The following is a 24,309-nucleotide window of genomic DNA, read 5'->3' as shown; positions in this document are numbered from 1 at the left end:
ACGATGAGGGAAATTCTTCGCCAGTATGCTGCCGGCTATGCCAAATCGGAAGAGCAGCTTACCTTGATGGAGGATGATCAGAGCAGCATCCACTACCCGGAGGTATACTTGTTCATCGGTGATAAGACGGCGTCCGCAATCGAACCGATTATGGAGATACATGACCGCAAATGGGACAACAGCGCAAGTGTCATCTATTTGCATGTGGGAACGGACCAGGATGGAGGGGGGGAGCCGAAAGGCTCCGAATCCTCCGGTCGCCTTCACCGGTATCATCTTCATTTACCGGAGTCAGACGGCGCATCCAAGTCCGTACGCAAGGAGCTATACCAGGGCTTCTATCGGGACCCGCATCACCTGGCCGGGTTGAATAAAGCGATTCGGAAGCTGAGCCACCACATCGCAGACTATGGACGCAGCTATTCATCCTTTGACCGGATTCATCTGTCTGTCATTACACGGGTCGACGACCCGTTTAATGTGTTTATACCGGAAATTTCATTACTGGCCGAATCGATTTTCCAGCAGTCATTCAAGTCGGTGCAAATGGATTTGTATGCGCTCATTAATGAAAGGGAGCAGATTGAATCTTATGGCTATGCGAGCTCCGTGGGTGTTGCCTTCTTGCGGGAGCTGGAGCTGATGCAGAGCCGGGAATACAGCTTCTCCGCACCGCTGCAGGTCACGGAGGATGGGCTGACGATTCCGGTCGTTCACCCGGCCTCGCCGTTGTTTGATCTCGTCTATGTGCTGTCCGATAAGAATGAACGCGGCATATCAGGTTACGCCGGGATGCAGGATATCTATGATATCATCTGCCATCTGGGTTTGCTTAAGAACCGGAAGCAGAAGGATGCAACCTATGACGGAATCCGGGGCATTTACAACAATACGTCTTTCAAAAGCAATATCATGACGGAATCCGGCCGCCAAGGCTTTGTCTCCGCTGGCTTTGCCCGGGTGAAGAGGCCGAACGAGCCGATTGCGCTAACGGTCCTCTATCATCTGTGCCGTGGACTGCTGCTTCGCATGAAGAGTGGGACGGAACCGGAGGCTCATGAATGCCTGACCTACTTTGGTCTCGATGCGGAGGCCGTAGCGGCAAGAGCGGACCGGATGCTGCCGGACGCAGAGCATCTGGATGGGCTAAAGGGGATGATGTCACACCCCGTCAGTTATGCCGGGCTGAAGCGGATGAACATTCGTGAAGCTGAAGAGGCATTGTTCGGGGATGGCTGCAGGCAATTTTTTCATAGCAATTACGAGCTGGAGGTCCAAAAGAGACTTAGCGATATGAGCACCGCTGAAGAGCTTCATAGTGCGCTTCGTCGCACTTTGGCGGATCATCCGCAAATCGGTTGTTATCAAATCGTGGAGTGGACGAGTGACAAGGCGGGAGAGGGGATACTGCTTGAAGCGGTCCGCTCTCGAATCCGGGATCTCGGCAGACTCCTGAAGACCGAGCAGGACGGACTGAACCGCTATTATGAGGAAAGCGTGGAAAGTCAGCCGTTTAAGAAACTTCCTTTTAGGGATAAACAGAATGTGCGCCATTTCATTCGTTATTTCGTTGGCGAGCTCTATCGACGCAAGTATGAGCTTTTATTACTGGAAACGGAGCTTGCGCTGTACAGGCTCTATGAGGTGGAGCTCGAACGGATTCACCGTCATTACAAGCAGCAGGCGAACATGCTGGACCAGCTTGAAACGGAATTGTTGGAAGCAGCCCAGTTGAGCATCCGTACCGCAGACGATTATATCGGCCAGAACCTGATGGAGTATTATGGCATTGTAACGGAAGAACTGATGCTGGAATTGGAGAGTAAGCGCGGCCAGGGAGTATTCTTTGAAGAACGGTATGTCGGCAATCTCTCCATCGTTACGCATGAAGGAACGGAACCAATCCTGTCGAGCATGATCCGGGTCTGTCTGAGGGATTTATTGACAGCAGAGCCGTTCGTGCAGACCTTCGAGGAAGAATTGCTGCGGCGAGCGAACGTAACCATCGACTACAATAATAAGCAGGTGCTTGCCAAGGAAGATCTGTTTAAGGTGCTTTACCGGATGCTGGAGGAGAACTCCGTTACGTTAGTCAGGCTGCTTGACTATACGCAGGAGCATCGATATGAGGAGAAATATTTCTTCGGCGATGCCGACAGCGAATTTGTCCGCTATGCGATCCATGCCGATGAAGCTTTACGGGTGTACAAGCTTGGCATCGTGCACGAGAAGCGCGCAAGCGGAGTCGAGAAGCTGAACCTGATGGGAGGTTTCCATTTGGAGGATCTGATGTACTACCGGAATGGCAGAACCTACTACGAGACCTATACGGCAAACGGTTATGAATTTCATGGAATGGAACCGGCGCAACTTCCTGAGCTGCGCTAGCGTTCTTAAATTCTGATACAGAGAGTAGGCGTGTATTGTGCAACGAAAAATAAACCCTCTCCTGCTGCTGTTTAGTCTAGTCGGTGGGGGAATCGGATTTACCATTGGGGAATTTTTGCTCCGCCAATGGGGGACAGGGCTTCCCGTCATCGTAGTTACAGGGATCTATTTCGGAATTTTGGCCTTGTGCATCGGATTGGCCTGCTTAATCGCAGAACTGATCTCCCCTCGTTTGAACGGGAGCTCATGGAGACAGCGATACACAGGCACATCATGGAAGCTGCTGATTCCATCCACGTTGGTGGCACTGTTCTTGCTTGGCATGCTGTTTGAGTGGGTGTACCAGTTGAACCCGGGCAGCGCCAAGCCGGTGAAGGATATCGTGCTGGTCATTGACAATTCGGGCAGCATGAAAGACACGGACCCGAATCAGGACCGATATACGGCGGCCAAAAATCTGATTAACCGCATGGACGAGGATAACCGTGTATCGGTGATGCTGTTTGATCATGCGACAACGTTGCTGCAGCCTTTTACGCGTGTGAAGAACCAGGAAGCCAAGGATGAGATCATCGCTGAGATTGACAGTTTGGAAACGAATGATGGCGGCACGGACATTAGTCTCGCGCTGGAGGATACCATGACACATATCCAAGAGAGCCATGATGCCCGCCGAAGCGCCATGGTCATTATGCTGTCGGACGGCTTTAGCGAAACCGATCATGCGCGTGTGCTTGCCGACTACAAACAGCAGCAAATCGCGGTGAATACGATTGGCCTCAGCCTTGTCTACAAGGATGGCGCCCAGCTGCTTCAGACGATAGCGGCCGAAACGGGCGGGCAATATTACGACGTGCAGAATGCGGCAGATTTGTCTTTTATCTTCCAGAAAATCTATGACGACGTCGGGGATCGTTCCTTGTTGACGAAACGTACAGGCGCTATGGAAGATAGCGTTTATTATCAGATTGTAAGAGTCGTTGCGATGCTGCTCATTGGCGCTGCCATGGGCCTGGCCCTCGGCATTGTGTTTGATAACCGTCATCTCGCGCTTAGCTTCAGCATCGGCGGCGCAGTATCCGGCGTGCTCGCAGGCGTTGTTCTGGAATATGGCTTATCCGGGGGAGAAGTCAGGGATGCCTCCGTTCGTCTGCTGGCCTGCTTCATCCTCGCAGGAATCATCGCCTTGTTCACGTTGGTGATTCCGGTTAAGGAGAACAGCAAGATCATTCGTAACGAGCAGCGGCCAGGCCGAACGGGACGAGGGCAACGGCCGAATGATTCAACAAGCCGAGGATTTTAAAGCAGGGGGCGTTCGATATGCGTTTTAAAAATGCGGAGCCCGGGGAATGGGTCATTCAGGGATTAAGCTATCAATTAGACGAGGGCTACTGTACGCTCCGATGGAGCTGGCCGCCAGGTCTTCAGGCGGTATATATTCACCGCGCGATGGATGATGGATTTGGTCTGCCTGCTGGAACTATAGAGCCTGGTAGCCTGCGCCTGTATACCCGAGACGAGTACAAGGCGAACAATGGGTATCGGGACCGGGTGGACGGAATTGGCCAGATCACGTATACGGTATACGCCATGTCTTCCGAAGATGGAGAGATGGCCTTAATCAGGCAGCCGGATGAAGCGAACAGCATTCAGTTCAGCACCGGCAAAGCTATGCTGGTATATTCCATTCGTGAAAAGAGCCGCTGGTTGCAGCCTTATAAGACGATTGAAATTCAGGTGACGGCGGAAGTGCCGGTACCCAAGGACGTTTTATGCTACGTAAAGAAGCAGGGGGCTTATCCGGTAAACAAGGAAGACGGCATCTTGTACCCTTTCGTTACGGATTTTGCAGCGGGACGCAACGAATTGCCTGCGATTGAGGTAGGCAAGAACGATTATATTCGCCTGTTTTTTACGGATGGTAAGAAGTATGGACAACGGTATGAGCTCGTTTATAGATAGAGAGAACACACTGTAACCACGATGAACGCATCAGTGTGTAATTCATAGGGTTCAGAGGGAGGTACAAAGGATGGGCATTTTTGATATATTCAAGAAAAAACCGGAGCCGGAGCCAAAGCCGCTGTTCTATGATATTGTGTGCCCTTACTGTTTCAGTAAGTTTGCTCCGAAGGAGGTTGTCTTCCGGGCTGCCCACGATCGAGAGGATGACGAGGACTATGCGCTTGGGGAAGATGATGAGCTGAATCGGTACCGGGAACGCTTTGGGCTGGATTCCGTTTATGATATTGAAGCGATTATCCGGCCGAGCGACATACCGGAGGAGCATCACATTTATTCCGATCACGTGCTGGTTGGATTGAATGACCGTTACGGTGTCGTTACGCGCAGACGGTTATGCCCGAAATGCCATAATGAGCTTCCGGTGACCGCAGGAAAGGTGCCGAGCAACATTATCTCGATTATCGGTGCTTCGCAAGTGGGCAAGTCGGTCTATATGACTTCGCTCATTCATACGCTGCAGCATACGACGGCGGATCATTTCGATGCAGCTTGCATGCCGCTAAATGCCGAGATCAGCCGTAAGTTCCGTACGGGCTATGAGGAGCCGTTATTTGAGCGCGGAGATTTGCTGGCGTCCACGCAGAAGGAGAAGATGCAGGAGCCTTTCATTTTCCAATTCGTGTTCAAGGATGAGTCCAAGCCGCCGTTAACCCTCGTATTTTTTGACGTAGCGGGTGAGGGCATGGTGGACGAGGATTACTTGGGACTTCACGGACAGCATATCAAGAATTCCGCGGGTATTCTGTTTATGGTGGATCCGCTCCAAATCCGCTCCATTCGGGAGAAAATCCGCCTGAAATTCGGTGACCAGCCCGGTGAATGGGTGTCCCAGTATGATGAGCCGCGGGATGTCGTGCTGACGATGTTCGGCGATTTCATCGCTTATGAGGACAAGGGCAAGACGGATATTCCGACAGCCGTCGTCTTAACCAAGAGCGACATGCTTCATGCGCTTAAGGATGAGGATGGCGAATACGTGAAGCTGAACAGCAACATCTTTAACAATGTGGTGCACCGCAAGTTTATGAATTTGACCGAATTTGAAAATATTGACGGCGAGATCCGCCGTTTTATCGAGAAGGTCGACCGTCCGTTCAAGGGAACGATGGATGTATACTTTTCCAATACAGCGTATTTTGCCGTGTCGGCTCTAGGCAGCAACCCTGTCGATCAGAAGCTGCAAAGCGTTGTCAGCCCGATTCGGGTCGATGAGCCGTTCATCTGGCTTCTGTACAAGCTGAAGTATATTCAGGGGAGGGAAGACTAGTGCCGGATTTCCCATCCCGAACCATACAGCAGCAAATGTACACGCGGGAGCGCCGGGGCATATTCCGTTCAGCCGAAGGCTTTGATACGGTGGCTCGTTCGTCCGGATTGGAGGCTTCCTTTATCAAAAAGGTACTGCATCCCTTTTGCCAATACGAAGCTCCTGCCGAGCTGACAGCACGCAGCGAGAGGGAAGCGGCGGCTTATCCGGCCGCCCTTCATCTGTTCCATACGGAAACAGGGGACACGGTGCTAGGGCGAAGCGTGTTTCAGCCTGCGGACTTTACGGGGCTTCGCAGTGCCTTTTTTACGCATCATTATGTCATTCCCGACGGTTTTCTTGAAGATGAGCATTCCGCTTATCAAACTTGGCTCCAGGCCTCCTTTGCCGATCATTACGATATCGAAGAAGGCGTAGATCTTCCGCAGCTTCCTGCCATTCCGGTTCAGGCGGACTCTCAAGCCGCCATCTCATCCAAGGAGACGCCAGCCTTATTGCAGGAGCTTGGGATCGACGAGAAGATATTCAAGCAGTTGCTCTATGCATGCATATCCGCGGCTGCAGGGAAGAAAAAGGTATATATCGTTCTGGATGTCCCGGTGGAACAGTTGTCCGCGAAGGCGGAGCAGCTGCTCTTTGTGTTGTTTGGCCGATTGCCCTATGCGCTGCGCCGGGTGCTTGGGTTCGTAACCTATGCCAAAGAGCCGCAGAGCAAGAAGGGACTTCACCTCATGTTCGTAGAGAAGGGCAGCCTGCGGCTAGGCGACCGGAGCATTGAGAAGGACTATCTGTTTGAGCTCGCTGCCGGCAGGGTCATTAATGTCGATCTGAAATGGTCCGAGCAGCCTTATCTTGATTTTGCATGGGAGACGCTATTGGACCCCGATCGCTTAGGGCGCTTTTTTACCTTCGCCGAGCAGATGCTTGCAGATATGGAGCCGGGTCTTGGGATCTTGCTCGATAGCTACGATGATTTATGTATGCTGTTCCAGATTGAAGAAGGCCAAGAGGGCTTGTACTATGAGCATAAACATACTGTGCTGCGTGCTTTGCTGCTTTATTTGAAGCCGACAGGCGCCCTGGATTCTAAGGGACGGCTGGATCAGCTGTTCCACGCCCTGTTTGCCCAGGAATTCGAGCTTATCAAAGGCGGACAGGTTCCGGATGCAGCGATTGCCGGATTCGTTAAGGATTATCACGGCATCAATCCCCGGCAGCATCAGGATCTGATTGTGGAATATTTTATCCGCTCATTAAATAATGCCTTATCGAAGCAGCGCCAGGATGTGACCGAGGCGATTTACGACTTGCTGGAGGGCAGCCCGGCCTTAAGCCGAGCCTTCTATGCCAGGGTGTTGACCAGTCCGGGGCTGCCGGCGTTGATGTTCGATCCATATATGAAAACGCGCATGCAGCAAGCAGCGTCGCCTACGGATTTGGTAGATCTGATCGGCTTGTGGGTTCGGAATCACCCTCTCCTGCTGGAGCAGGAGAATTATATCAGGTTAGCGGAAGCCCAGCTTGTCGATAAGCTTAAGCAAGTTCCGGACCCGGTGAGAGCGGTCAACGCCGTGCTGGATCAATTGGATTCGCTGGAGCACCATCCTCAGAAGGGAATGGGTCGTTACCAAGGCGGAACTGCATTTGCAGACCGTTTGATTTATGCGGCAAACCTCTTTCTTTTGCGTGAGTTGGAGCCCGAGCAATTAAGCCAGAAACAGCTGCTGGATATCGGGTTTTTGCAAATGCCGAAGGAGTTCAAGGGTTGGGTAGAGCGTTTTGACTCCCGGATTCGATCCAAGGCCGAAGTCATGCTCGCCCTATACCAGTGGTCCAGCCATGAAGAGGTTCAAGCGGAGGTGCTGGGAGATCTGTCAGCCGAGGAGCGGGAACGAACCCAACAAATCATGCGAAAGTGGCTGCAGAACCATGTGGTGCCATCCAGATTTGATAGCATTACCTTGGCCTTCTGCACGGAGATTCGTTCCAGTGCCGTAGACTACCGGGGCTTGCTTGATTATTTGCACAGATACGGTCAGAGTCCAGAAGTGGTATACCAGTATATTAAGTGGTCTGCCGAGCAGCCGGTATTCGTTAGACCGCGGGGACTTGTTCCGGCTTATGCCGCCGCTATCGTTCATTATTTCAAATCCTATGACCGTGAAGCCTTCAAGAATAAGGATTATGCGAAAACGTATTTCAATTCGCCTGCGCCCATCCTCAAACCGGTGTATACGAAGGTCAGGGCCGAATTGGCTTCACCGTTGGTGCGATGGTTTCGACAGCATTCGCGGTTCGTAAAAATCACTTCTTCCTTGCTTGTGGTGATCGTTATTGCTGGTGCTGCCTTCATGATGATCCAAAACGGCAAAGGACCTGCGGACGGTAATGTTGATCCGAATCCGGTCATCACGCCCCCGGTTACCGCACCTCCGGCTTCTTCTGATATCGTCCCTGAAAAGCCGTTATTGACGGCGACGGTGGTGGAGGAAGGCGAGCAGGAGGGCAAGACCGAGCTGAGCTTCCATTTTAAACAGCCTGCGGCTTGTCGGGATTTCAGTGTGGACAAGCTACAGATTGTAGGCAAAGATGCAAGCACGTTGTTTGAGGCCGCTAGCCCTGAATTAACTCGGGTCTGCGCGGATGAAACTACAGGCGAAGCGGATGCCGACCCATCAGGGACCGAGACTGATTCAACCGGGAATCAAGCGGAGCTGAATACCGGGACAACAGAAGGGGAAGGCTCGTCTGATACAGTTGACGGTGAAGAAGCGGAGTCTTCAGGAAACGAAAGTCATTCTCGTGAGGACCCGTCATATACAAGTAAGGTCGTCGTGAAGTTGGATCAACCGCTTGACGTATCCCTTGTCGAGAAGGTTGTTGTAGATGGCGTCTCCTATGAGCTGTCTGACGAAAGCGCGCTTTCGGAAGAGCAAGAGCAGGCTCCGGAGAATGAGTCTGGCAGTGGAAATTAAATATTTGGGGATAAAGTCGAGACATGACCTGATGAACAGTGGGGGATGACTGGTCTTGATAAGAAAGAGGCCTATACGTGTGCGTATAGGCCTCTTTCGATTTTTAGCAAGTAAGAAGAAATTTCCCTTGAGTTGATGTGATAAGTTTTACAGAACAGAATAGTGAAGGAAAGGAGTGTTACCCGATGGGACTAGTTGTACTGGATATATTCATGTCACTCGACGGCTTTATTGCCGGGCCCCACGACGATGAGGGACAGCCGCTGGGTGACGAAGTTGGATTACTACATATTGGCTGTTCAGCGGAGAGCTGCCGAGCAAGTATAGTGAGTTCTTCAAGCTGTCCAAGGTAAACAGGGAGGCATTTGAATATCCGTTTGAATCAACAGGGGCTATGTTGGTGGGAAGACGTACCTATGATATCGTACAGGGATGGGGGGAAGTCATCCCATCGGGGGAGTGCCGATGTTTGTCGTGACTCATCATGTGCCAGAGACCTATCCTAAGGGAGCGACGCCATTCACCTTTGTTACAGAAGGAATCGAGGCAGCGGTGCATCAGGCCAAATTGGCGGCAGGGGATGAGAATGTCAGCGTTGGAACAGCAAGCATCGCGCAGCAATGCTTGCAACTGGGGCTGCTTGATGAAATTTATGTTCTCTTTTGACCCGTATTGCTTGGAAAAGGGACCCGATTATTCGGCCATATCGGAACCGACCTTATAAAATTGGAAAGTCAGCATGTGATTGACGGTTCCAATGTCGTCCATCTTTATTACCGTGTGTTGAAGTGAAGATGAGTCCGTATCAATAAAACGAGTTAACGATCCTCCGTATGCTCGTTTTATTGTGTATACGCCCGCAGCAGCCGAACTACTTCCTGCGCGGCTTCAATCGTCTCCGCCAGGGAGGAGGTCAGACATGATGATGAAGATTATCGAATTATTCCTTCGGAAGTATGGAGCTTCCCACAGCAGGAATGGGTTCAATAAAATAAGGGCTTCGGTCATCTTACGAGATGATCGAAGCCCTTTGTGCGCTTGGACAGCGCAACCGACTAAAGGAGTGAAAGTCCCCAGCATACCGCGATATTATAATTACCTTGAAATTATCGACGCTGTTGATGAAAGCTACTCAAATAATGAGTAACCTCCTACCGACTTCGTATATAAATTTGTGCCAGACTACTATGTACATCTAAATCTATATCTCTGCCAGAAAATCTCCTTCCCAGATGCTTTCACCGGACGGTTCTTCCACTAAAACAGTGGAAAAGAGGGAGGGATAACGCTTTAGCAGTTTCATAACTTCCATGCCTTTTTCGGTGATATGTGCGGTGATTTGTTTTTGCAGTCCAGCGAGCTGTTTGTTCTTAATCAGCATCAACAATTCCTTGTGTTGCTGTATTGTGGATGCGCAAATATCAGGGTCTGAAAGGGATAGAAGACGAATCCGATGATAGTGCCCCGAAAGATTCTGAATCATGTCTAAACAATAGGTGTGACCGGTTACGTGGTACATAACGGCATGAAAGTCGTTGTCCAGTTGGAGGAAAGTGCGGGTATCTCGACGTTCATATGCTTCCTTTTGGTGCAACAGAATCATTTCCATTTGCTTGTAATCAGAATCTGTATAAACATCGAGAAAAAGAGCAGCCATTTTTTCTTCCAAACAGGCACGCATAAATCGTTCATCCTGAACCCGCTCAACATCGATTTTCGAGACATAAGTTCCTTTTTGAGGTGCGGTTTCTACCAAGGATTCCTTTTCCAGCTGCATAAGAGCATCTCTAATGGGGGAACGGCTTACCTTTAAATATTCGGCCAACTCTTTGGGATTAATAACCGCGCCGGGCATAATCTGCATCTCGATAATTTTTTTGCGCAGAAAAGGATAAACGGTATCTCGGGCGCTTTTGTTTGTATTTTTGGCACTCATGCTAATCTACTCTCCAGTTTCATGTTAATAATGTGGAGTTGTAACTTATAAGAATATAATATCACAGCGAAGTTGATATTCCTATCTAATATATTAGTTCTCTTTTATGGATGGCTTTTTTAAGTTCTTTCTTCTTATCATTGGTAAAATGCTAGAAGCGGCATTTCCTTTTTCTAAAAAACCTTTACCATAATCCTTTACCATAATCGTTGAAAGTCTTTTGATTTTCTCCAATAATGCCTATCCCAATCAACATGTTGGTTGCCTGCCCCAAATTACCTTAAATTTTGTAGTAAACTTTGGTAGACGGATTTAAAAAAGCATGTTAATATTCCAGTAATCGATAAACTAAAATATTAGATGCAGTATAATTATCCCAATTGTGTTTCGAAGAGATCCTTCGATAGGAACGAAAGGTGGCACATCAAGTTGAAACAGGTAGTAGTAACCGCACCGCTGCAATATGAGATTCAGGAAGCACCTGTACCACAGCCTCAACCAGGAGAAGTTTTAGTTAAGATGATGGCAGCCGGTGTATGTGGATCGGATTTTCACAATTACTTAGGGGAGAATCCTCAATCCGTTTATCCGCGTATTCTCGGACATGAAAACGCAGGTGTTATAGAACAGGTTGGAAAGGGTGTAACCAATGTAGAACCGGGAGATCATGTTGTTGTTGATCTGGTTGTAGCTTGTGGCGAATGCCCTCAATGCAAGCAAGGGCGCCGCAATATTTGTCGCACAGTAAAGGCCCGCGGTGCCGCCACTGACGGAGGTTGGAGAGAGTATTTCTGTGTACCGGCTCATGAAGTGTATCGTATACCGAAGGAAATCCCCTTTCGGGATGCGGCTCTGATTGAACCCTTTGCAATTGGCGGTCATTCCATCCAAAGAGCGAATGTAACCAAAGATGATGTGGTTCTAGTTCTTGGAAGCGGAACCATCGGAAGTATTATTTTGCAGACATGTAAAGCGATAGGCTCCAAGGTTATTTGCGCCGATGTGATAGAAAGCTCTTTGCAGCGTTCGCGTCACTATGGAGCAGATATTATCATCAACAACGATAAGGAAGATTTAGTCAAGCGTATACAGGAAGAAACCAATGGGAACGGTGTTGATGTTATTTTTGATGCTGCATGTTTCCCTGGTTCGCTTACGATGCTGATGCAACCGGGAATTCCCACCAACGGGGCACGTATTGTACCGTTAGGATTTTGCCCCGCGACCGAACAGATTACTCAAGCGATGATTAACGGTCGGGAATTAACCATTGTTGGCAGCCGGATGTCCACCGGGCAATTTGAACCCACCATTGAGAAGTTTGCCAACCATGAAGTGATATTGGAAGGCATTGTCAGCGATTATATTCCTTTTCGCGACATCGGACGAGTATTTGAAAATATTGTAAATCCGCCTAAGGAAATGAAAAAGATGGTCATCGTTTTTGAGAATTAGCATGATTATCATTCTCTTGAAGCCATGGCACGCGGGATGAATGTGTTTATTGAGAAGCCTGTTGGCCTGACCGAACAAGATTGTAAGCGATTACTGAAGGCTAGAGAAAAATACAATGGCAAGGTATTTGTTGGACAAGTTGTAAGATTTTTTGATGAGTATGCCTTTCTGAAAGAGGTTTACGACAGCGGGCAATTGGGACGCCTAAAGTCCATTGTGTTACAGCGGCTCAGAGGAGATGTTACCTGGGGGTTTGAAGATACACTTTTGAGGCTTCCTTCCGGACGTACTTTGAGCACGGAACCGTAGTCTATAACGGAAGACACAATCCCTCTTTGGTAGTTTATCGGGAAGATGGTACGGTTTATGAGCCAGAGCTTTCCCGCGAAGAGAGTTGGCATTAGCATAAAGCTTGATATATTAGCTTCTTGGAATGATATTATTAAAACCATGCATTTTGTCGACGGAATTACGGCAGGTGCAGTGAAAGGTATAGAAGGAGGCAGATTATGAAGATAGGTGTACTGGTAGAAGTTTTTGCTGATACCTGCATTGAGTCCAAGTTTGCTGAAGTGCGCCAGATGGGGATGGAAAGCATCCAGCTTGTAACATGGGATCGGAGCAAACTGACTGATGCAGTTGCGGAAGAAGTGAATTCTGCAGCTCAGAAGCATGGAATCTCTATTTCTGCATTTTGGTGTGGCTGGGAAGGCCCGAAGGTGTGGGATTTCTATGATGGTCAGATTACCCTGGGGCTTATCCCGGAAGCTTATCGCTTCCAAAGATTGCAAATGCTGCTGGAAGGCTCTGATTTTGCAAAAAAGATTCATGTGCGGGATTTGGTAACACATGTGGGATTCCTGCCCGAAAATCCGTACGATCCCAAGTATCCGGAAGTTATTTCTGTATTAAAGGTTCTTGCAAAAAAATGCAAGGAGAATGGGCAGAATCTCCTTTTTGAGACAGGGCAGGAAACTCCCGTTGTTCTGGTGCGGGCGATTCATGATATTGGTATGGATAATGTGGGGATTAATTTAGATCCTGCCAACCTGATCATGTATGGGAAAGCCAATCCTATTGATGCGTTGGATGTTTTTGGCAGATATGTCTGGGGGGTTCACGGTAAGGATGGATGCTATCCAACAGACGGATATCATCTTGGGGAAGAGGTGCCATTGGGGGAAGGTAAAGTAAACTATCCGGCCTTTATCGCCAAGCTGAAAGAAATTGGATATCCGGGGGATATCACCATTGAAAGGGAAATTTCCGGCGATGAACAGAAGGAGGATATCATACAGGCAAAACAGCTGTTGGAAACTCTGATTTGATTATTCTCCGTGGTAAGCTTTCGGAAAGTCTTTTTGATGAGTATGCCTAACTAAAAGAGCCTGTATGCTTCGGATGGATTGAACGATGTGACAAGGACAAGATCGATGGCAAATTAGAAATGTTGAAGGCGGCCGCCAGTACCCTAGGGTACTGGAAATTAGCCCAACAACAACCTTCAAATAATAATATATGAGGAGGGAACACCATGAAAAAGTTATTAGCAACCGTACTTACACTGGTCCTTAGTGCTACAGTCTTTACAGGATGTGGAGATAGTTCCAGCACCAATAGCGGGGCTGCAACACCAGCCAGCGACAGTTCAAAGATTACTTTGAGCGTTTTTGATGCCCACGCATATGGTCTGGATGAGTATGCGGAGATGGTGGCCAAATTTGAAGAAGAGCACCCCGGCGTCAAAATCGAAGTACAGCATGCAGCAAATGACAGCGCTTCCCTGTTGCAGTCTCGGGTGAATGCGAATGATATCCCCGATGTGTTTGCTGTGGAATCTGGTACTGCTGCCTCCAGGTACCATGAGTATGCCTATAACTGGAGCAATGACCAGGATGTTATCGATCTCTTCCATCCGGAAGCCATTGCTACAAGTATGGATGATGAAGGAAATGTAATGAGCCTGCCTTGGACCTATGAAAATGCGGGACTTCTGTACAACAAGGACCTGTTTGAGCAGGCAGGAATTACGGAGCTGCCCAAAACACTAGATGAACTGGAAGAAGCCTGCAAAAAGCTCAAAGCCGCTGGTATCACCGCGTTCTCTATTGCAGCCAAAGATGCCTGGGTGCTTGGACAACTATCTACTCATTTTATGATGGACAAAACCATGGATGCAGATGGGGTAGTGAAGGCGCTAAATGACGGTTCACTTACCTTTGAAGACATGCCTAATTTCCAGAATATATTCCGCTTTCTGGATCTGGCCAAGGAGTATGGCCCCGGCAAGCCGCTGGAGATTGACTGGGAGACTAGCGAGAACAAGCTGGCCAACAATCAGGCTGCGATAATCAGCATGGGCGACTGGGCTCAGTCTGTACTGGATTCCTTTAATCCGGATGCAAATGTTGCATTCTTGCCGGCTCCGGTAAGTAATAATCCGGGAGATGCTACCATCCTTTCTTCCAGTAACTGGACCTATATTGTGAACAAGAATTCTCCTCATCTGGAGCTTGCTAAAGAGTATGCCAAGTATATCCTGACTTCTGATATGGGTCAGTATTGGATGGCTGATGGCGTTGGCGTGGTTCCCGCTGTCAAAACTAAAAGAGAAGTAAAGGGGAAACTGGCTAACGATGCGAAATCCTATGTTTCCGACGGCCTGACCAATGGCTGGATTCACACTATTGCTCCATCCGGATTTTCTGCGACCGTTGGATCTTACCTGCAGGCATATATGACAGGGGACATGTCGGCCGAAGAGGTTACAAGAGAGTTCCAGAACTTCTGGAAGTCTTAATGTTACGGTAGTGGTGTTCTTTTCACTTTTACAATTTGCCCCGGCTTATGACAGGCTGGGGCAAATTTTCATCGAGATGAGGAGATATAGTTATGAATAAAAAGAAACTCAAGAACGGTTTGCTATTTGCCCTTTTTGTATTTCCGGCCTTAGCCTTTGTCCTATTTGCTTCTGATATTCCTTTTATCATGAATCTTTATTATTCCGTCTTTGACTGGAATGGTGTCAGCAAGGATATGACCTTTGTAGGATTGGATAATTTCGTTAAGATATTTACCAACGATACGTTCTTTTGGAAAAGTTTACGCTTTACGCTGAAATATGCAGTGTTTTTTGTTATCATTGTGAATGTTTCTGCGCTGTCGGTTGCCTTGGTGCTTGCAAAACAGAGTAAAGTAAACAATATGGTAAGAGCATTTTATTATATTCCTTATATTACCGGCCTGACCGCCATCAGTTTGTTGTGGAAATTTATCATTGGACCCGGGTTCGAATCGCTTTATAACATCACCGGCTGGGAGTTCTTCAACTGGAGCTGGTTGGGAACTGGGAAATTAGCATTTGTGGTGGTTGTAGTAATGACCGTGTGGCAAACTATAGGATTCTATATCGTGAACTACATTGCTGGTGTCATTGCTGTGCCTAACGATCTTTTGGAAGCCGCTAAGATTGACGGCGCGAGTAAATTCCAAACCATATACAAGATTATGATCCCTATGATTATGCCTTCAATCTCAATTTGTCTCCTCACATCGTTAACCTTCTCCTTTAAGCTGTTCGATGTGATTATGGTCTTTACCAAGGGCGGCCCTGCAAACTCTACCGTATCGGTTGCCTACAATATCTATAAGGAAGCGTTTATTAATAACAACTATGGTCTGGCAACTGCCAAATCGGTAATTTTTGTTCTCCTTGTTTTATGTGTCGCAGCGATTCAGATGAAGATAACGAAAGGGAAAGAGGTGGAAGCATAATGGAATCAAAGAGTAGAGGAATCTCTATATTTTCTATTATTATTCTGTTGGCATCTATCCTATGGCTGATGCCTCTTGTGTTGATATTTTTTAACTCTTTCAAACCCTATAACGACATGATGCAGAACTTCCTGGCTCTTCCTGCCCGTTGGAGTCAGGACAAATATATCGAAACATGGGTGACGTTTGACTTCTCCCTACTTGTTAGCAATACCTTGCTATACACTGTTCTGTCAGTGGCCGGGATTATTCTGTTTGCGCCTATGGCGGCATATAAGCTGGCGAGAACCAAATCTATAGTGAGTAAAATTTGTTTTATGTTAATCATCATGCCTATGATGGTTCCGTTTCAGTCGTACATGATTTCTCTGACCAAGCTGGTTTCCAACGTAAATCTAACCGGAACAAAACCCGGCTATATCATTGTTTCTATTGGCTTGTTAATGCCGCTGGCTGTCTTTATGATCCATGGCTTTGTAAAGAATGTACCTATCGAACTGGAAGAATCCGCAGATATTGACGGTGCCGGCCGGATACGGATGTATTTTACGATAGTACTTCCGTTGCTTACGCCAATTTTGACAACAGTTGTTGTACTGGATACATTAGCTGCTTGGAATGATATTATTACAAACCAACTGATTGTAGGCGGAAAAGCATCAGCAATCAACCTGCAAAACGCCTTGTACATGCGGTTTTCTGCGCAAACCTCGGATTGGGAACATGCTTTACCGGGAATTGTGATGTCGATGATTCCAAGCTTGATTTTCTTTGTTGCGATGCAGAAGCATATTGTCGGCGGAATTACAGCAGGCGCGGTGAAAGGTTAAAGTTGAGACGGATTATGGGGAAATAAGTGTATTGGCAGAGTTTTTTGCTGCCTGCATTGAGTCCAAATTTGCAGAAGTACGCCAGATGGGGAGGGAAGCATCCAACTGGTAACTTGGGATTGGAGCAAGCTGACCAATGAGGTTGTTGATCTTCTTTAAAGTTATGGCTGAGAGGGATAACAACACCGAAACCGTGGTATGGACCTAGTTTTTGTGTGGTAGAGATAAGGTGAAAACTGAAATAAAATCAAGAAGTAGAGCCACACAATGGAATAGTAAAATTTTTATGGAAGTGGGCTTCACAAAAAGGTATTGCTGGATGTAAACGAGCTGGAATTTGTAATGGCAAGGGAAAAGGATAGTTGGACATGCCTTAGTTTAGAGATGGGAGGTATGGCGCGATGTCATATCAGGAGGCACTTGAGGCATACATTGCGGCTACGAACACGCATGATTTTGATCAAGTGGCCCGGCTGCTCGATGAAGAAGCGGTCTATTGGTTTTCGGACCGGAGCTGTACTACCCTAGATGAGATCAGGACATATTTCGAACACGCTTGGGATGTCATTCGGGATGAGGTGTACCGGGCGGAGGATGTGGAGTGGATTGTGAGTGATGCCTATTCGGCGGTGTGTATTTATACCTACCACTTCAAGGGTTATAATCAGGGGGCATTCACGGCTGGGAGCGGGAGAGCAACGAATGTGTTCGTTCGCGAAGCCGATGGCTTATGGAAATTAAAGCATGAGCATTTAAGTTCGATTCGATGAATCGGTTTGATATCATTGCATAAATAAAAGAAAAAGAGCTCTTGAAGGGCTCTTTTTCCATCATAGTAAAAACAGGGCACGGTTGGTCTATGAATGACCGCCGCGCCCCGTTTTTTATATTATTACACTGTTTTCTTTTTCTGACTAATTGTGCGTATATATTTAATAGTAAGCTTCCATAAGACTCTCCCGAGCCAAAACATTAACACACCAATCACAATAGAAATTGGCAAGAACTGCATTGGGCTTGGTATAAATGCTCCCATTTCGATTGTTATTCCGGCAATATCATATCCCATAAGATACCCGACAAATTTAACAATTCCGCCTATCGGCGTAATAATTCCACCAATCACTAAAGCAATGGAAAGAGTACTGATGAATGGCAAAAGTAACATACCGCTGACGCCTGCAAAGCTGCTACAAAATGCAAATATTGCGCCGAATTTACGCCAACTAAATTTACTGTTCTTCGAAATGGCTTCACCTAAGTATGCTTTCGCTAATTCCTTTGGGTTTCCTAACCGCTCGATGATTTGCTCAGAAGATAGACCATTATTTTGCAATTCAAACATAACACTTTTGATTTCTTTTACAATGTCCATACGCTCGGAATCGGACATAGATTTCAAATACTTTTCAATTTTTTCAATATAGTCATTCGTAATTTTATCCAAAATTTCACACTCCTTTAATTTCTGCTATAGCAATTAATAAATTATCCCATTCTAAGGACATAGCGTTTAAGTATTCGTTTCCTTTTTCTGTAATGGAATAATATTTTCTCGGTGGCAAACCCTCTGTACTTTCTTGCCAAGATGAAGAAACATATTCTTCTTTCAATAATCTTCTAAGCAGGGGATAAATTGTATTTTCTTTTGCAGCAACAATAGGATGCTGCTCTAACTTACTTATGATTTCATATCCATAATATGGTCGCTGCTTTATTAGCAATAGAATACAAAATTCGAGTGTTCCTCGCTTGATTTGTGATTTCCAATCTTCGACATTCATGATATTTTACCTCCTGCGGATACATCGTACAACACAGTACATCAAATATCAATAGTACGTCAGTTTTTTATTCAACGTAATAGAGGGAATCGCTTGCTACATGTTGACTGATCAAATACATAAAGCAGCCAAATCTCATGCGCCATCCTTTCCTATGGTTCTACAGAAAGAATAATGTTTTTCCTTTTTGCCTACTTGCTAAATTCAGCAAGTAAAATATTTTTAAAAGGATTAGGACTGTTATCTCTACCCAAACTGTTCAAACTGACGACCAACGTATGCTTGCCTCCAAGTGTACCTCCAGCAAAAGTAGAAAACCCTAGAATGCCACCTGTGTGTCCCCATATCGAGACACCGTTTGGAAGCTTAGTTTCAAAGATTCCAAGACCCCATCCATCCATTCCTGCTCTTCCTGTAGGAACTGTAGTAAGCATTTGTTTTAGTTGCTGTTTCTTCAGTAATTTGCCACCGAGCAAGGAAGAGAAGAATTTATTTAAGTCGTCAGCAGTAGAAATCATATCTCCAGCCGAGCTACCTGCACTTGGGTTATAGTAAGTAACGTCTTTTATCTCACTTGCTTCGTCTGGTTGGGAATATCCCCGAGCATGCTTGGTGCCTGGAATAACGCTTGAATTGCCAGGTAGGAATGTATCCGACAATTCAAGCGGTTCAATAATCCGATTTTCAATCTCTTCCGCGTAGCTGTTTCCGGTTACTTTTTCAATAAGAATACCCAGTAATACGTATCCTGTGTTTGAATAAGACCATCCCTTTCCTGGGACAAAGTCTGGGGGCAGAGAAACCCCCATCTTCACTATTTCTTCAGCCGTATACGATTTTTTTGTATCCATAAAATCAGCGCCTTTGAATCTTGAGTATTCAGCGATACCACTTGTATGGTTCAATATCTGCCGGATGGTAATCTGTTTACCATTATATCCATTTCCTTGAATGACACCAGGCAACCATTTTTCGATGGAGTCGTCTAGATTCAAGCGGTTCTCTCCAGCTAATTGAAGTACAACCGTTGCGGTGAACGTCTTCGTCACGCTGCCAATGCGAAAGCGAAAATCTGTTTCCATTGGTTTCTTGGTGCTCAGATTCGCTACCCCAGCCGCATAACCCCACGTTTTTCCACCCTCAGAAGTTTTAGCAAGTATCCCCGGGAATCCAAGTTGCAATGTATCCCGCATTGCTTGCTTGACGGAGTTATGATCTCGTTGAGTGCTTGTTTGTAACGAACTAGATACATTTTGAGTGGGCTTTGCTTTTACAATTGAGGTTGGCGATGTGTATAGCAGGGCACTTCCAGTTATTAAAAGGGCAAGACTTGCAAATGTAATTTGATTACGTATTTTCATAAGGCATTCCTCTTCTCTATTAATATTGTATGGTTCGATTCTGTCCTAACAAGCAGTAAATTCCTCTTTTTTCACATGTATGTTAACCCCCTAAATGAATTGTTTTTCTCGAAATACCCTTGTTAACTGGTTGTTTTCCATATATACGTCATATTTGTTCCGTCTTTCACACCTGCCTTCCACATATACATCGTACAACACAGTACATCGATTAACAATAGTATATCAGAATTTATTAATTCCAACGTAATAGAGATATTTGTTTGAAGGCATTATGCGTGTTGCTTTCACCGGTAGATTCGATCCATGTTGAATTTATTAACAGAATATAAAATTACAAGAATTTACCCCATGTTTATGGAAATGTATCCCTTCTCAATCGATGGTGTAGGTTCCATGATACAAATATATGAATATTTATTGAACACCTTTGAATTCAAGAAAGGGGGCTGTAGTAGAGTGTACGAACAGTGATTCAATCATGAGTAGAGAGAGGGGGGGACTGAACGCTACATAGTTGAGTTGGAAAAATTGGTAACCGCTTTCAATACAAGTTGGATTTGAGCGATATGCGAAATTAGGCAAGTCATCAAAGAAACACTCGATGACACCGAGGGACAGACATTCATTGAAATGCTGTATCATTTGCAATCGAAATTTAATCAACAGAGGTGAAAACGGTGACACCCTTTATAACGAAAAAGCACCCGAAATGGGTGATATGCTTTTTGGCCCTTATTCTTATTTTTACACCACTGCTTAATGCGCCTGTATCCTATGCAGCAGAAAGTGCTCCTCCTACAGACATTCCTACTGACATTTCCACAGTTAACTCCGGCCTAGAGCCCGCGACAGTAACGAACTCAACGTATAAAGCCCAGACCAATGAAGACCAGGATCCGCTGGCACCGCAGAATCTTCGTATTGAAAGTGTCTCTCATAATATGGCGATATTTCAATGGGATTTCAAACCCGTCGAAGGTGAAAACAATATACAGGTGTGGGACGCGGATTCAGGCAAGTGGCTGGCATGGGGCAATTATTGGACCCGCGCCGTGACCGGATTGACACCTGAAACGACCTACAGAATCTATATTACGTGGGACGGCGACGTGAAAAAAGAACACAAAAGCAATGTATTGGAATTCACCACAACCAAAGACGAAGCTGAATATAAAGATGCACCGTTGACTCCTCCAAGCCAACTTAAAATTGACGATGTAACGGAAGATACGGTTACGCTGAGTTGGGGTTCGAGTCCTGGAGCCGAAGCTTATGACATTTATATTAATGGAGCATGGAAAGGCGGCACTTGGGAAAACTCCGTTACCACGGCTACTTATGGACCTTTGGAAGCAGGAGAGACTTATATTTTTAAAGTAGGCGCGCAGAGAAGCGTAAATGGAGCTTTGGAAGCATCCGCCAATAGTAATGCCGTTACCCTTAAGTGGGGGGAACTGGCTCAACCTCAAGGGTTACAGGTAGTGACGGCTACACGATCTACGGTTTCATTGGGCTGGGCACCGGTGCCTGGGGCCACAAGCTATGATATTTATCAGGATGGAGTAAAGGTTGGTTCGAGTAGCGGGAGTCGGTATGTAGCTGCTGGACTGGAAGAAGGAAAGACCTATTCGTATAAGGTAGTGGGCCATAACGGCCTATGGACTTCGCCTGAAAGCGAAGCAGTGTCGGTAGTTCCTGGCAGCAATTATAACAATATTACGTACTACACTTCTTGGTCAGCTAGTACCGAAGGACGTAATTTTCATCCTGGTGACTTGGATGTATCACAGATCACCCACATTAACTATGCCTTTGCCGATATATGTTGGAAAAAATACGGGAGCGGGCCGAGAGCCTGCGAAGATCCTAATATTCCTGCACAGGATCGATACGTCCATGACGGAGAAATTGTGATTGGAGATCCGACATTTGATTTTCAGAATTTCGCAGCATTCGAATCCGTCAAGGCATCGAACCCTCAATTGAAGCTTATGGTTTCAGTAGGCGGCTGGTCCTGGTCTGATAATTTTTCTAATGTAGCCATGACGGAAGAAACCCGTCGTACGTTTGCTAACTCTGCTGTAAAATTCCTCCGAGACTACAAGTTTGATGGTTTGGATATCGATTGGGAGTATCCGGTCGAAGACGGGGAAGAGTCGAATTCCAGAGCACCGGAGGATAAAGAAAACTTCACATTGTTAATGAAAACCGTTCGCGAGGCGTTGGATGCAGCCGGTTCAGAGGACGGGAAATATTATTTGCTGACGATTGCTTCAGGGCAGGGAGACAATTTTACCGTAAACGCAGACTTTACTAACTCTGTGCAGTATCTCGATTTTGTCAATATTATGACCTATGATTACAGCGGTAAATCTGATTCATTTGGTCATCATAATGCACCATTATTTTATGATAAAGCTCTTCCAACATCATCCGCTCCAAGAAATCATGTGCTTGGCGGTTTGTTAGGCCATTTGAATGGCGGAGTGCCGACACATAAGTTGATCGTGGGCGTTCCTTACTACGGCAAGGGCTGGGATGGTTGTGGTTCACTTGGTCAATATCAGGCATGCAATAAGGATGGATCTAGTTTTGGAACATGGGAGCCTGCCATTTTCGATTTCAGCGATCTCGAGAATAACTACATCAACAAGAACGGCTATAAAAGATATTGGAACGAATCCGCCAAGGTTCCTTACCTGTACAACGATCAAAATAAAGCGTTCATCACCTACAACGATAAGAACACCATGAAGTACACCGCTTCCATCGTGAAATCGCTGGATATTGCAGGCGTCATGAGCTGGGATATCAGCGGTGACCGTAATAAGACTCTGACGACTCAACTCATTCACGACTTGCCGATCGATGGCAAAGTCAATGCTTCAGCACTTCCGGCTCCGGCGAATCTCTCAAAGGTAAGTGCCAGCGCAAGCTCCATTCAGGTGAAATGGGATGCTGTGGCAGGCGCAACGGGATATGAAGTATATGTAAATAATGCTTTGTCAGGCTCGGTTACAGATAATAGTTATACCGTGAATGGCCTTAGCTCTCTTACGAACTACAAGATTCATGTGCTTGCGGTAGATCGAACGGGAGATGAGATTAACCGCGTCTCCAGCGCTTCGAATCTGCTTAGCGTAACGACTTCAAGCAGCGGTTCCGGTGGATCTGACGGTTCCGGCGGATCAGGAGGATCGGGAGGCTCTGGTTCACCAACGCCTTCGACGCCACAACCGCCTAAAGCCAAAGATCAGCTGGAGGCAAACGTCACGCTTCATGGCGATAAAGCTGTGGTGACCCTACCTACGGCTGCAGCTGTTAACAGCATTAACCTTTCGGATTCCTCCAACTTCCAGATCCATGCGGGTGCGGGTGCGAAGCAGGCTGAGGTTGAGATTCCGCAAGAAATCATCGCAGCCGTTGCGAAAAAAGGAGCCAAGGCCAGTCTTTCCATTATCGTGAACGGGACAGAATACCGGATTCCGGCTTCGCTGATTACGGTTTCCGGTCCTGTAAAAGTTTCGATTGTTTCTCCAGGGGCTGCCGATGCAGCAAGCATGGAGACACTGCTTAAGGGAAGAGAGGTACTAGCCAATCCGCTATCGTTCAAGCTTGAGCAAATAAACGCGGATAAGACAACGACCGAACTGAAGCATTTCGGCAAAACCCATGTCAGCGAATTTATGACCGTCGATGCGAAAAAGATAAATGTAAAACGTGCTACCGGAGTGGTTTATATACCAGGTACCCAGGAGCTTCGATCCGTTCCGACCTTGTTTAAAGTTAACGCGGATGGCACGGTAACTGTTGAAATCAAGAAAACCGGCAGCGGTATTTATGCTCTGGTTCAGCAAGATATCCGGTTTAGTGACGCGATCCCTTCTTGGGCACGGGAAGACGTGGCGCAGGCTGCTGCCAAGCTGATCGTTACTGGAGAAAGTTACGGATCTTTCGGCGGTAATAAACAAATTACCCGTGCCGAGATTATATCCATTGTGGTGAAGGCGCTGGGCATTCTGCCTGACGACAGTGATGCCAATTTCAAGGATGTAGATCCGAAATCCCAGTATGCTAAAGAGATTGCAGCTGCGAAAGCGGCAGGGTTAGTGAAGGGACGCTCAGGCGATATTTTTGATCCAAACAGCTTAATTACGCGTGAAGAGTTGGCGGTAATTCTGAGCAATGTGCTGGATTATGTCGGCAAGAAGAACGAAGCTAACCAAGGATTGTTAAACAAATTTAAAGACCACGCCAAGGTTTCGTCTTATGCGAAGTCGTCTGTCGCTTTCGTCGTGGAGCAGAAGATTATGCAAGGCGTATCCGCCTCCAAGCTGGATCCACAATCTCATGTAACCAAAGCTCAGACGGTTGTAACCGTCATGAGATTGCTGCGGGCAGTGGGTTTATCTAACTAACATGGATTCGTAATAAAGTGGGATGTCTCTCAGGCGAGTTTTAACACGGCCTGGAGGCATCCTTTTTTCGGGTAAGAGTTATAAGCTACAGCC

Annotated in this window: 18 protein-coding genes and 1 pseudogene; 14 read left to right on the top strand and 5 right to left on the bottom strand. The window is 46.8% G+C overall.

Annotated elements, in window-relative coordinates; all coding sequences use genetic code 11:
• The first annotated feature begins 3 nt into the window (after nucleotides 1-3).
• The 6 genes from ACOZB4_RS23420 to ACOZB4_RS23395 all read left to right on the top strand — a co-directional run bounded on the left by ACOZB4_RS23420 (nucleotide 4) and on the right by ACOZB4_RS23395 (nucleotide 9,321).
• Nucleotides 4-2,388, top strand: a complete 2,385-nt coding sequence (locus ACOZB4_RS23420) for a transcription initiation factor TFIID (protein WP_379406606.1) — start codon at nucleotides 4-6, stop codon at nucleotides 2,386-2,388.
• 37 nt (nucleotides 2,389-2,425) lie between these two features.
• Nucleotides 2,426-3,691 carry a vWA domain-containing protein gene (locus tag ACOZB4_RS23415; RefSeq protein WP_379406607.1) on the top strand — a complete coding sequence of 422 codons (1,266 nt, stop codon included), beginning with the start codon at nucleotides 2,426-2,428 and terminating at the stop codon, nucleotides 3,689-3,691.
• Nucleotides 3,692-3,708: 17 nt separating this feature from the next.
• Complete coding sequence (locus ACOZB4_RS23410) at nucleotides 3,709-4,350, top strand: beta-mannanase (protein ID WP_076325288.1); 642 nt, start codon at nucleotides 3,709-3,711, stop codon at nucleotides 4,348-4,350.
• A 70-nt stretch (nucleotides 4,351-4,420) separates the two neighbouring features.
• Complete coding sequence (locus ACOZB4_RS23405) at nucleotides 4,421-5,680, top strand: hypothetical protein (protein ID WP_076325289.1); 1,260 nt, start codon at nucleotides 4,421-4,423, stop codon at nucleotides 5,678-5,680.
• Nucleotides 5,680-8,655, top strand: coding sequence for a hypothetical protein (locus ACOZB4_RS23400; protein WP_379406608.1), 2,976 nt, complete (start codon nucleotides 5,680-5,682; stop codon nucleotides 8,653-8,655). The genes ACOZB4_RS23405 and ACOZB4_RS23400 overlap by 1 nt, the downstream gene beginning before the upstream one ends.
• A gap of 474 nt (nucleotides 8,656-9,129) precedes the next feature.
• Nucleotides 9,130-9,321: a hypothetical protein gene (locus ACOZB4_RS23395; RefSeq protein ID WP_422759660.1), complete on the top strand. Its 192-nt coding sequence runs from the start codon at nucleotides 9,130-9,132 to the stop codon at nucleotides 9,319-9,321.
• Between the two features lie 535 nt (nucleotides 9,322-9,856).
• Here ACOZB4_RS23395 and ACOZB4_RS23390 read toward each other — a convergent pair.
• Together ACOZB4_RS23390 and ACOZB4_RS23385 are read right to left on the bottom strand one after the other, a co-directional pair.
• On the bottom strand, nucleotides 9,857-10,591 hold the full coding sequence (locus ACOZB4_RS23390) for a GntR family transcriptional regulator (protein WP_379406610.1): 735 nt from the start codon (nucleotides 10,589-10,591) through the stop codon (nucleotides 9,857-9,859).
• A gap of 93 nt (nucleotides 10,592-10,684) precedes the next feature.
• Nucleotides 10,685-10,825 (bottom strand): hypothetical protein, encoded by a 141-nt coding sequence (locus ACOZB4_RS23385; RefSeq protein ID WP_379406611.1) that lies wholly within the window; start codon nucleotides 10,823-10,825, stop codon nucleotides 10,685-10,687.
• 195 nt (nucleotides 10,826-11,020) lie between these two features.
• On the opposite strand from ACOZB4_RS23385, the gene ACOZB4_RS23380 reads away from it, so the two are divergent.
• From ACOZB4_RS23380 to ACOZB4_RS23350, 7 genes and pseudogenes are all read left to right on the top strand, one after another.
• Nucleotides 11,021-12,046, top strand: coding sequence for an alcohol dehydrogenase catalytic domain-containing protein (locus ACOZB4_RS23380; protein WP_379406612.1), 1,026 nt, complete (start codon nucleotides 11,021-11,023; stop codon nucleotides 12,044-12,046).
• A gap of 12 nt (nucleotides 12,047-12,058) precedes the next feature.
• Nucleotides 12,059-12,355, top strand: a pseudogene (locus tag ACOZB4_RS23375) (Gfo/Idh/MocA family oxidoreductase); the annotation flags it as partial.
• A gap of 200 nt (nucleotides 12,356-12,555) precedes the next feature.
• Complete coding sequence (locus tag ACOZB4_RS23370) at nucleotides 12,556-13,374, top strand: sugar phosphate isomerase/epimerase family protein (protein ID WP_379406613.1); 819 nt, start codon at nucleotides 12,556-12,558, stop codon at nucleotides 13,372-13,374.
• 206 nt (nucleotides 13,375-13,580) lie between these two features.
• Entirely contained in the window at nucleotides 13,581-14,846 is a 1,266-nt protein-coding gene (locus tag ACOZB4_RS23365; protein WP_379406614.1) for an ABC transporter substrate-binding protein, read from the top strand.
• 92 nt (nucleotides 14,847-14,938) lie between these two features.
• The gene (locus ACOZB4_RS23360) at nucleotides 14,939-15,820 is read left to right on the top strand and encodes a carbohydrate ABC transporter permease (protein WP_379406615.1); all 882 of its coding nucleotides are present in this window, start codon (nucleotides 14,939-14,941) and stop codon (nucleotides 15,818-15,820) included.
• Nucleotides 15,820-16,650 carry a carbohydrate ABC transporter permease gene (locus ACOZB4_RS23355; RefSeq protein WP_379406616.1) on the top strand — a complete coding sequence of 277 codons (831 nt, stop codon included), beginning with the start codon at nucleotides 15,820-15,822 and terminating at the stop codon, nucleotides 16,648-16,650. The genes ACOZB4_RS23360 and ACOZB4_RS23355 overlap by 1 nt, the downstream gene beginning before the upstream one ends.
• 401 nt (nucleotides 16,651-17,051) lie before the next feature.
• Nucleotides 17,052-17,420 carry a YybH family protein gene (locus ACOZB4_RS23350; protein ID WP_379406617.1) on the top strand — a complete coding sequence of 123 codons (369 nt, stop codon included), beginning with the start codon at nucleotides 17,052-17,054 and terminating at the stop codon, nucleotides 17,418-17,420.
• A 122-nt stretch (nucleotides 17,421-17,542) separates the two neighbouring features.
• On the opposite strand, the gene ACOZB4_RS23345 is transcribed toward ACOZB4_RS23350, so the two are convergent.
• From ACOZB4_RS23345 to ACOZB4_RS23335, 3 genes are all read right to left on the bottom strand, one after another.
• Nucleotides 17,543-18,097, bottom strand: coding sequence for a DUF1700 domain-containing protein (locus ACOZB4_RS23345; RefSeq protein WP_098749053.1), 555 nt, complete (start codon nucleotides 18,095-18,097; stop codon nucleotides 17,543-17,545).
• 4 nt (nucleotides 18,098-18,101) lie between these two features.
• Complete coding sequence (locus ACOZB4_RS23340) at nucleotides 18,102-18,434, bottom strand: PadR family transcriptional regulator (protein WP_076325297.1); 333 nt, start codon at nucleotides 18,432-18,434, stop codon at nucleotides 18,102-18,104.
• Nucleotides 18,435-18,625: 191 nt separating this feature from the next.
• Complete coding sequence (locus tag ACOZB4_RS23335; RefSeq protein ID WP_379406618.1) at nucleotides 18,626-19,795, bottom strand: serine hydrolase domain-containing protein; 1,170 nt, start codon at nucleotides 19,793-19,795, stop codon at nucleotides 18,626-18,628.
• Nucleotides 19,796-20,523: 728 nt separating this feature from the next.
• Here ACOZB4_RS23335 and ACOZB4_RS23330 point away from each other — a divergent pair.
• Nucleotides 20,524-24,216 carry a glycosyl hydrolase family 18 protein gene (locus ACOZB4_RS23330; protein ID WP_379406619.1) on the top strand — a complete coding sequence of 1,231 codons (3,693 nt, stop codon included), beginning with the start codon at nucleotides 20,524-20,526 and terminating at the stop codon, nucleotides 24,214-24,216.
• Nucleotides 24,217-24,309: the final 93 nt, after the last annotated feature.

Source organism: Paenibacillus sp. NPDC058898, assembly GCF_049316025.1.
Taxonomy (GTDB): Bacteria; Bacillota; Bacilli; order Paenibacillales; family Paenibacillaceae; genus Paenibacillus_AQ.
The sequence above is the reverse complement of the archived record's forward strand: the minus strand, read 5'-3'. Positions and strand labels throughout refer to the sequence as shown.

Coding starts and splice junctions, on each gene's coding strand:
- ACOZB4_RS23420 (WP_379406606.1), top strand. CDS start 4: ATGAGGGAAATTCTTCGCCAGTATGCTGCCGGCTATGCCAAATCGGAA.
- ACOZB4_RS23410 (WP_076325288.1), top strand. CDS start 3,709: ATGCGTTTTAAAAATGCGGAGCCCGGGGAATGGGTCATTCAGGGATTA.
- ACOZB4_RS23405 (WP_076325289.1), top strand. CDS start 4,421: ATGGGCATTTTTGATATATTCAAGAAAAAACCGGAGCCGGAGCCAAAG.
- ACOZB4_RS23390 (WP_379406610.1), bottom strand. CDS start 10,591: ATGAGTGCCAAAAATACAAACAAAAGCGCCCGAGATACCGTTTATCCT.
- ACOZB4_RS23370 (WP_379406613.1), top strand. CDS start 12,556: ATGAAGATAGGTGTACTGGTAGAAGTTTTTGCTGATACCTGCATTGAG.
- ACOZB4_RS23365 (WP_379406614.1), top strand. CDS start 13,581: ATGAAAAAGTTATTAGCAACCGTACTTACACTGGTCCTTAGTGCTACA.
- ACOZB4_RS23360 (WP_379406615.1), top strand. CDS start 14,939: ATGAATAAAAAGAAACTCAAGAACGGTTTGCTATTTGCCCTTTTTGTA.
- ACOZB4_RS23355 (WP_379406616.1), top strand. CDS start 15,820: ATGGAATCAAAGAGTAGAGGAATCTCTATATTTTCTATTATTATTCTG.
- ACOZB4_RS23350 (WP_379406617.1), top strand. CDS start 17,052: ATGTCATATCAGGAGGCACTTGAGGCATACATTGCGGCTACGAACACG.
- ACOZB4_RS23340 (WP_076325297.1), bottom strand. CDS start 18,434: ATGAATGTCGAAGATTGGAAATCACAAATCAAGCGAGGAACACTCGAA.
- ACOZB4_RS23335 (WP_379406618.1), bottom strand. CDS start 19,795: ATGAAAATACGTAATCAAATTACATTTGCAAGTCTTGCCCTTTTAATA.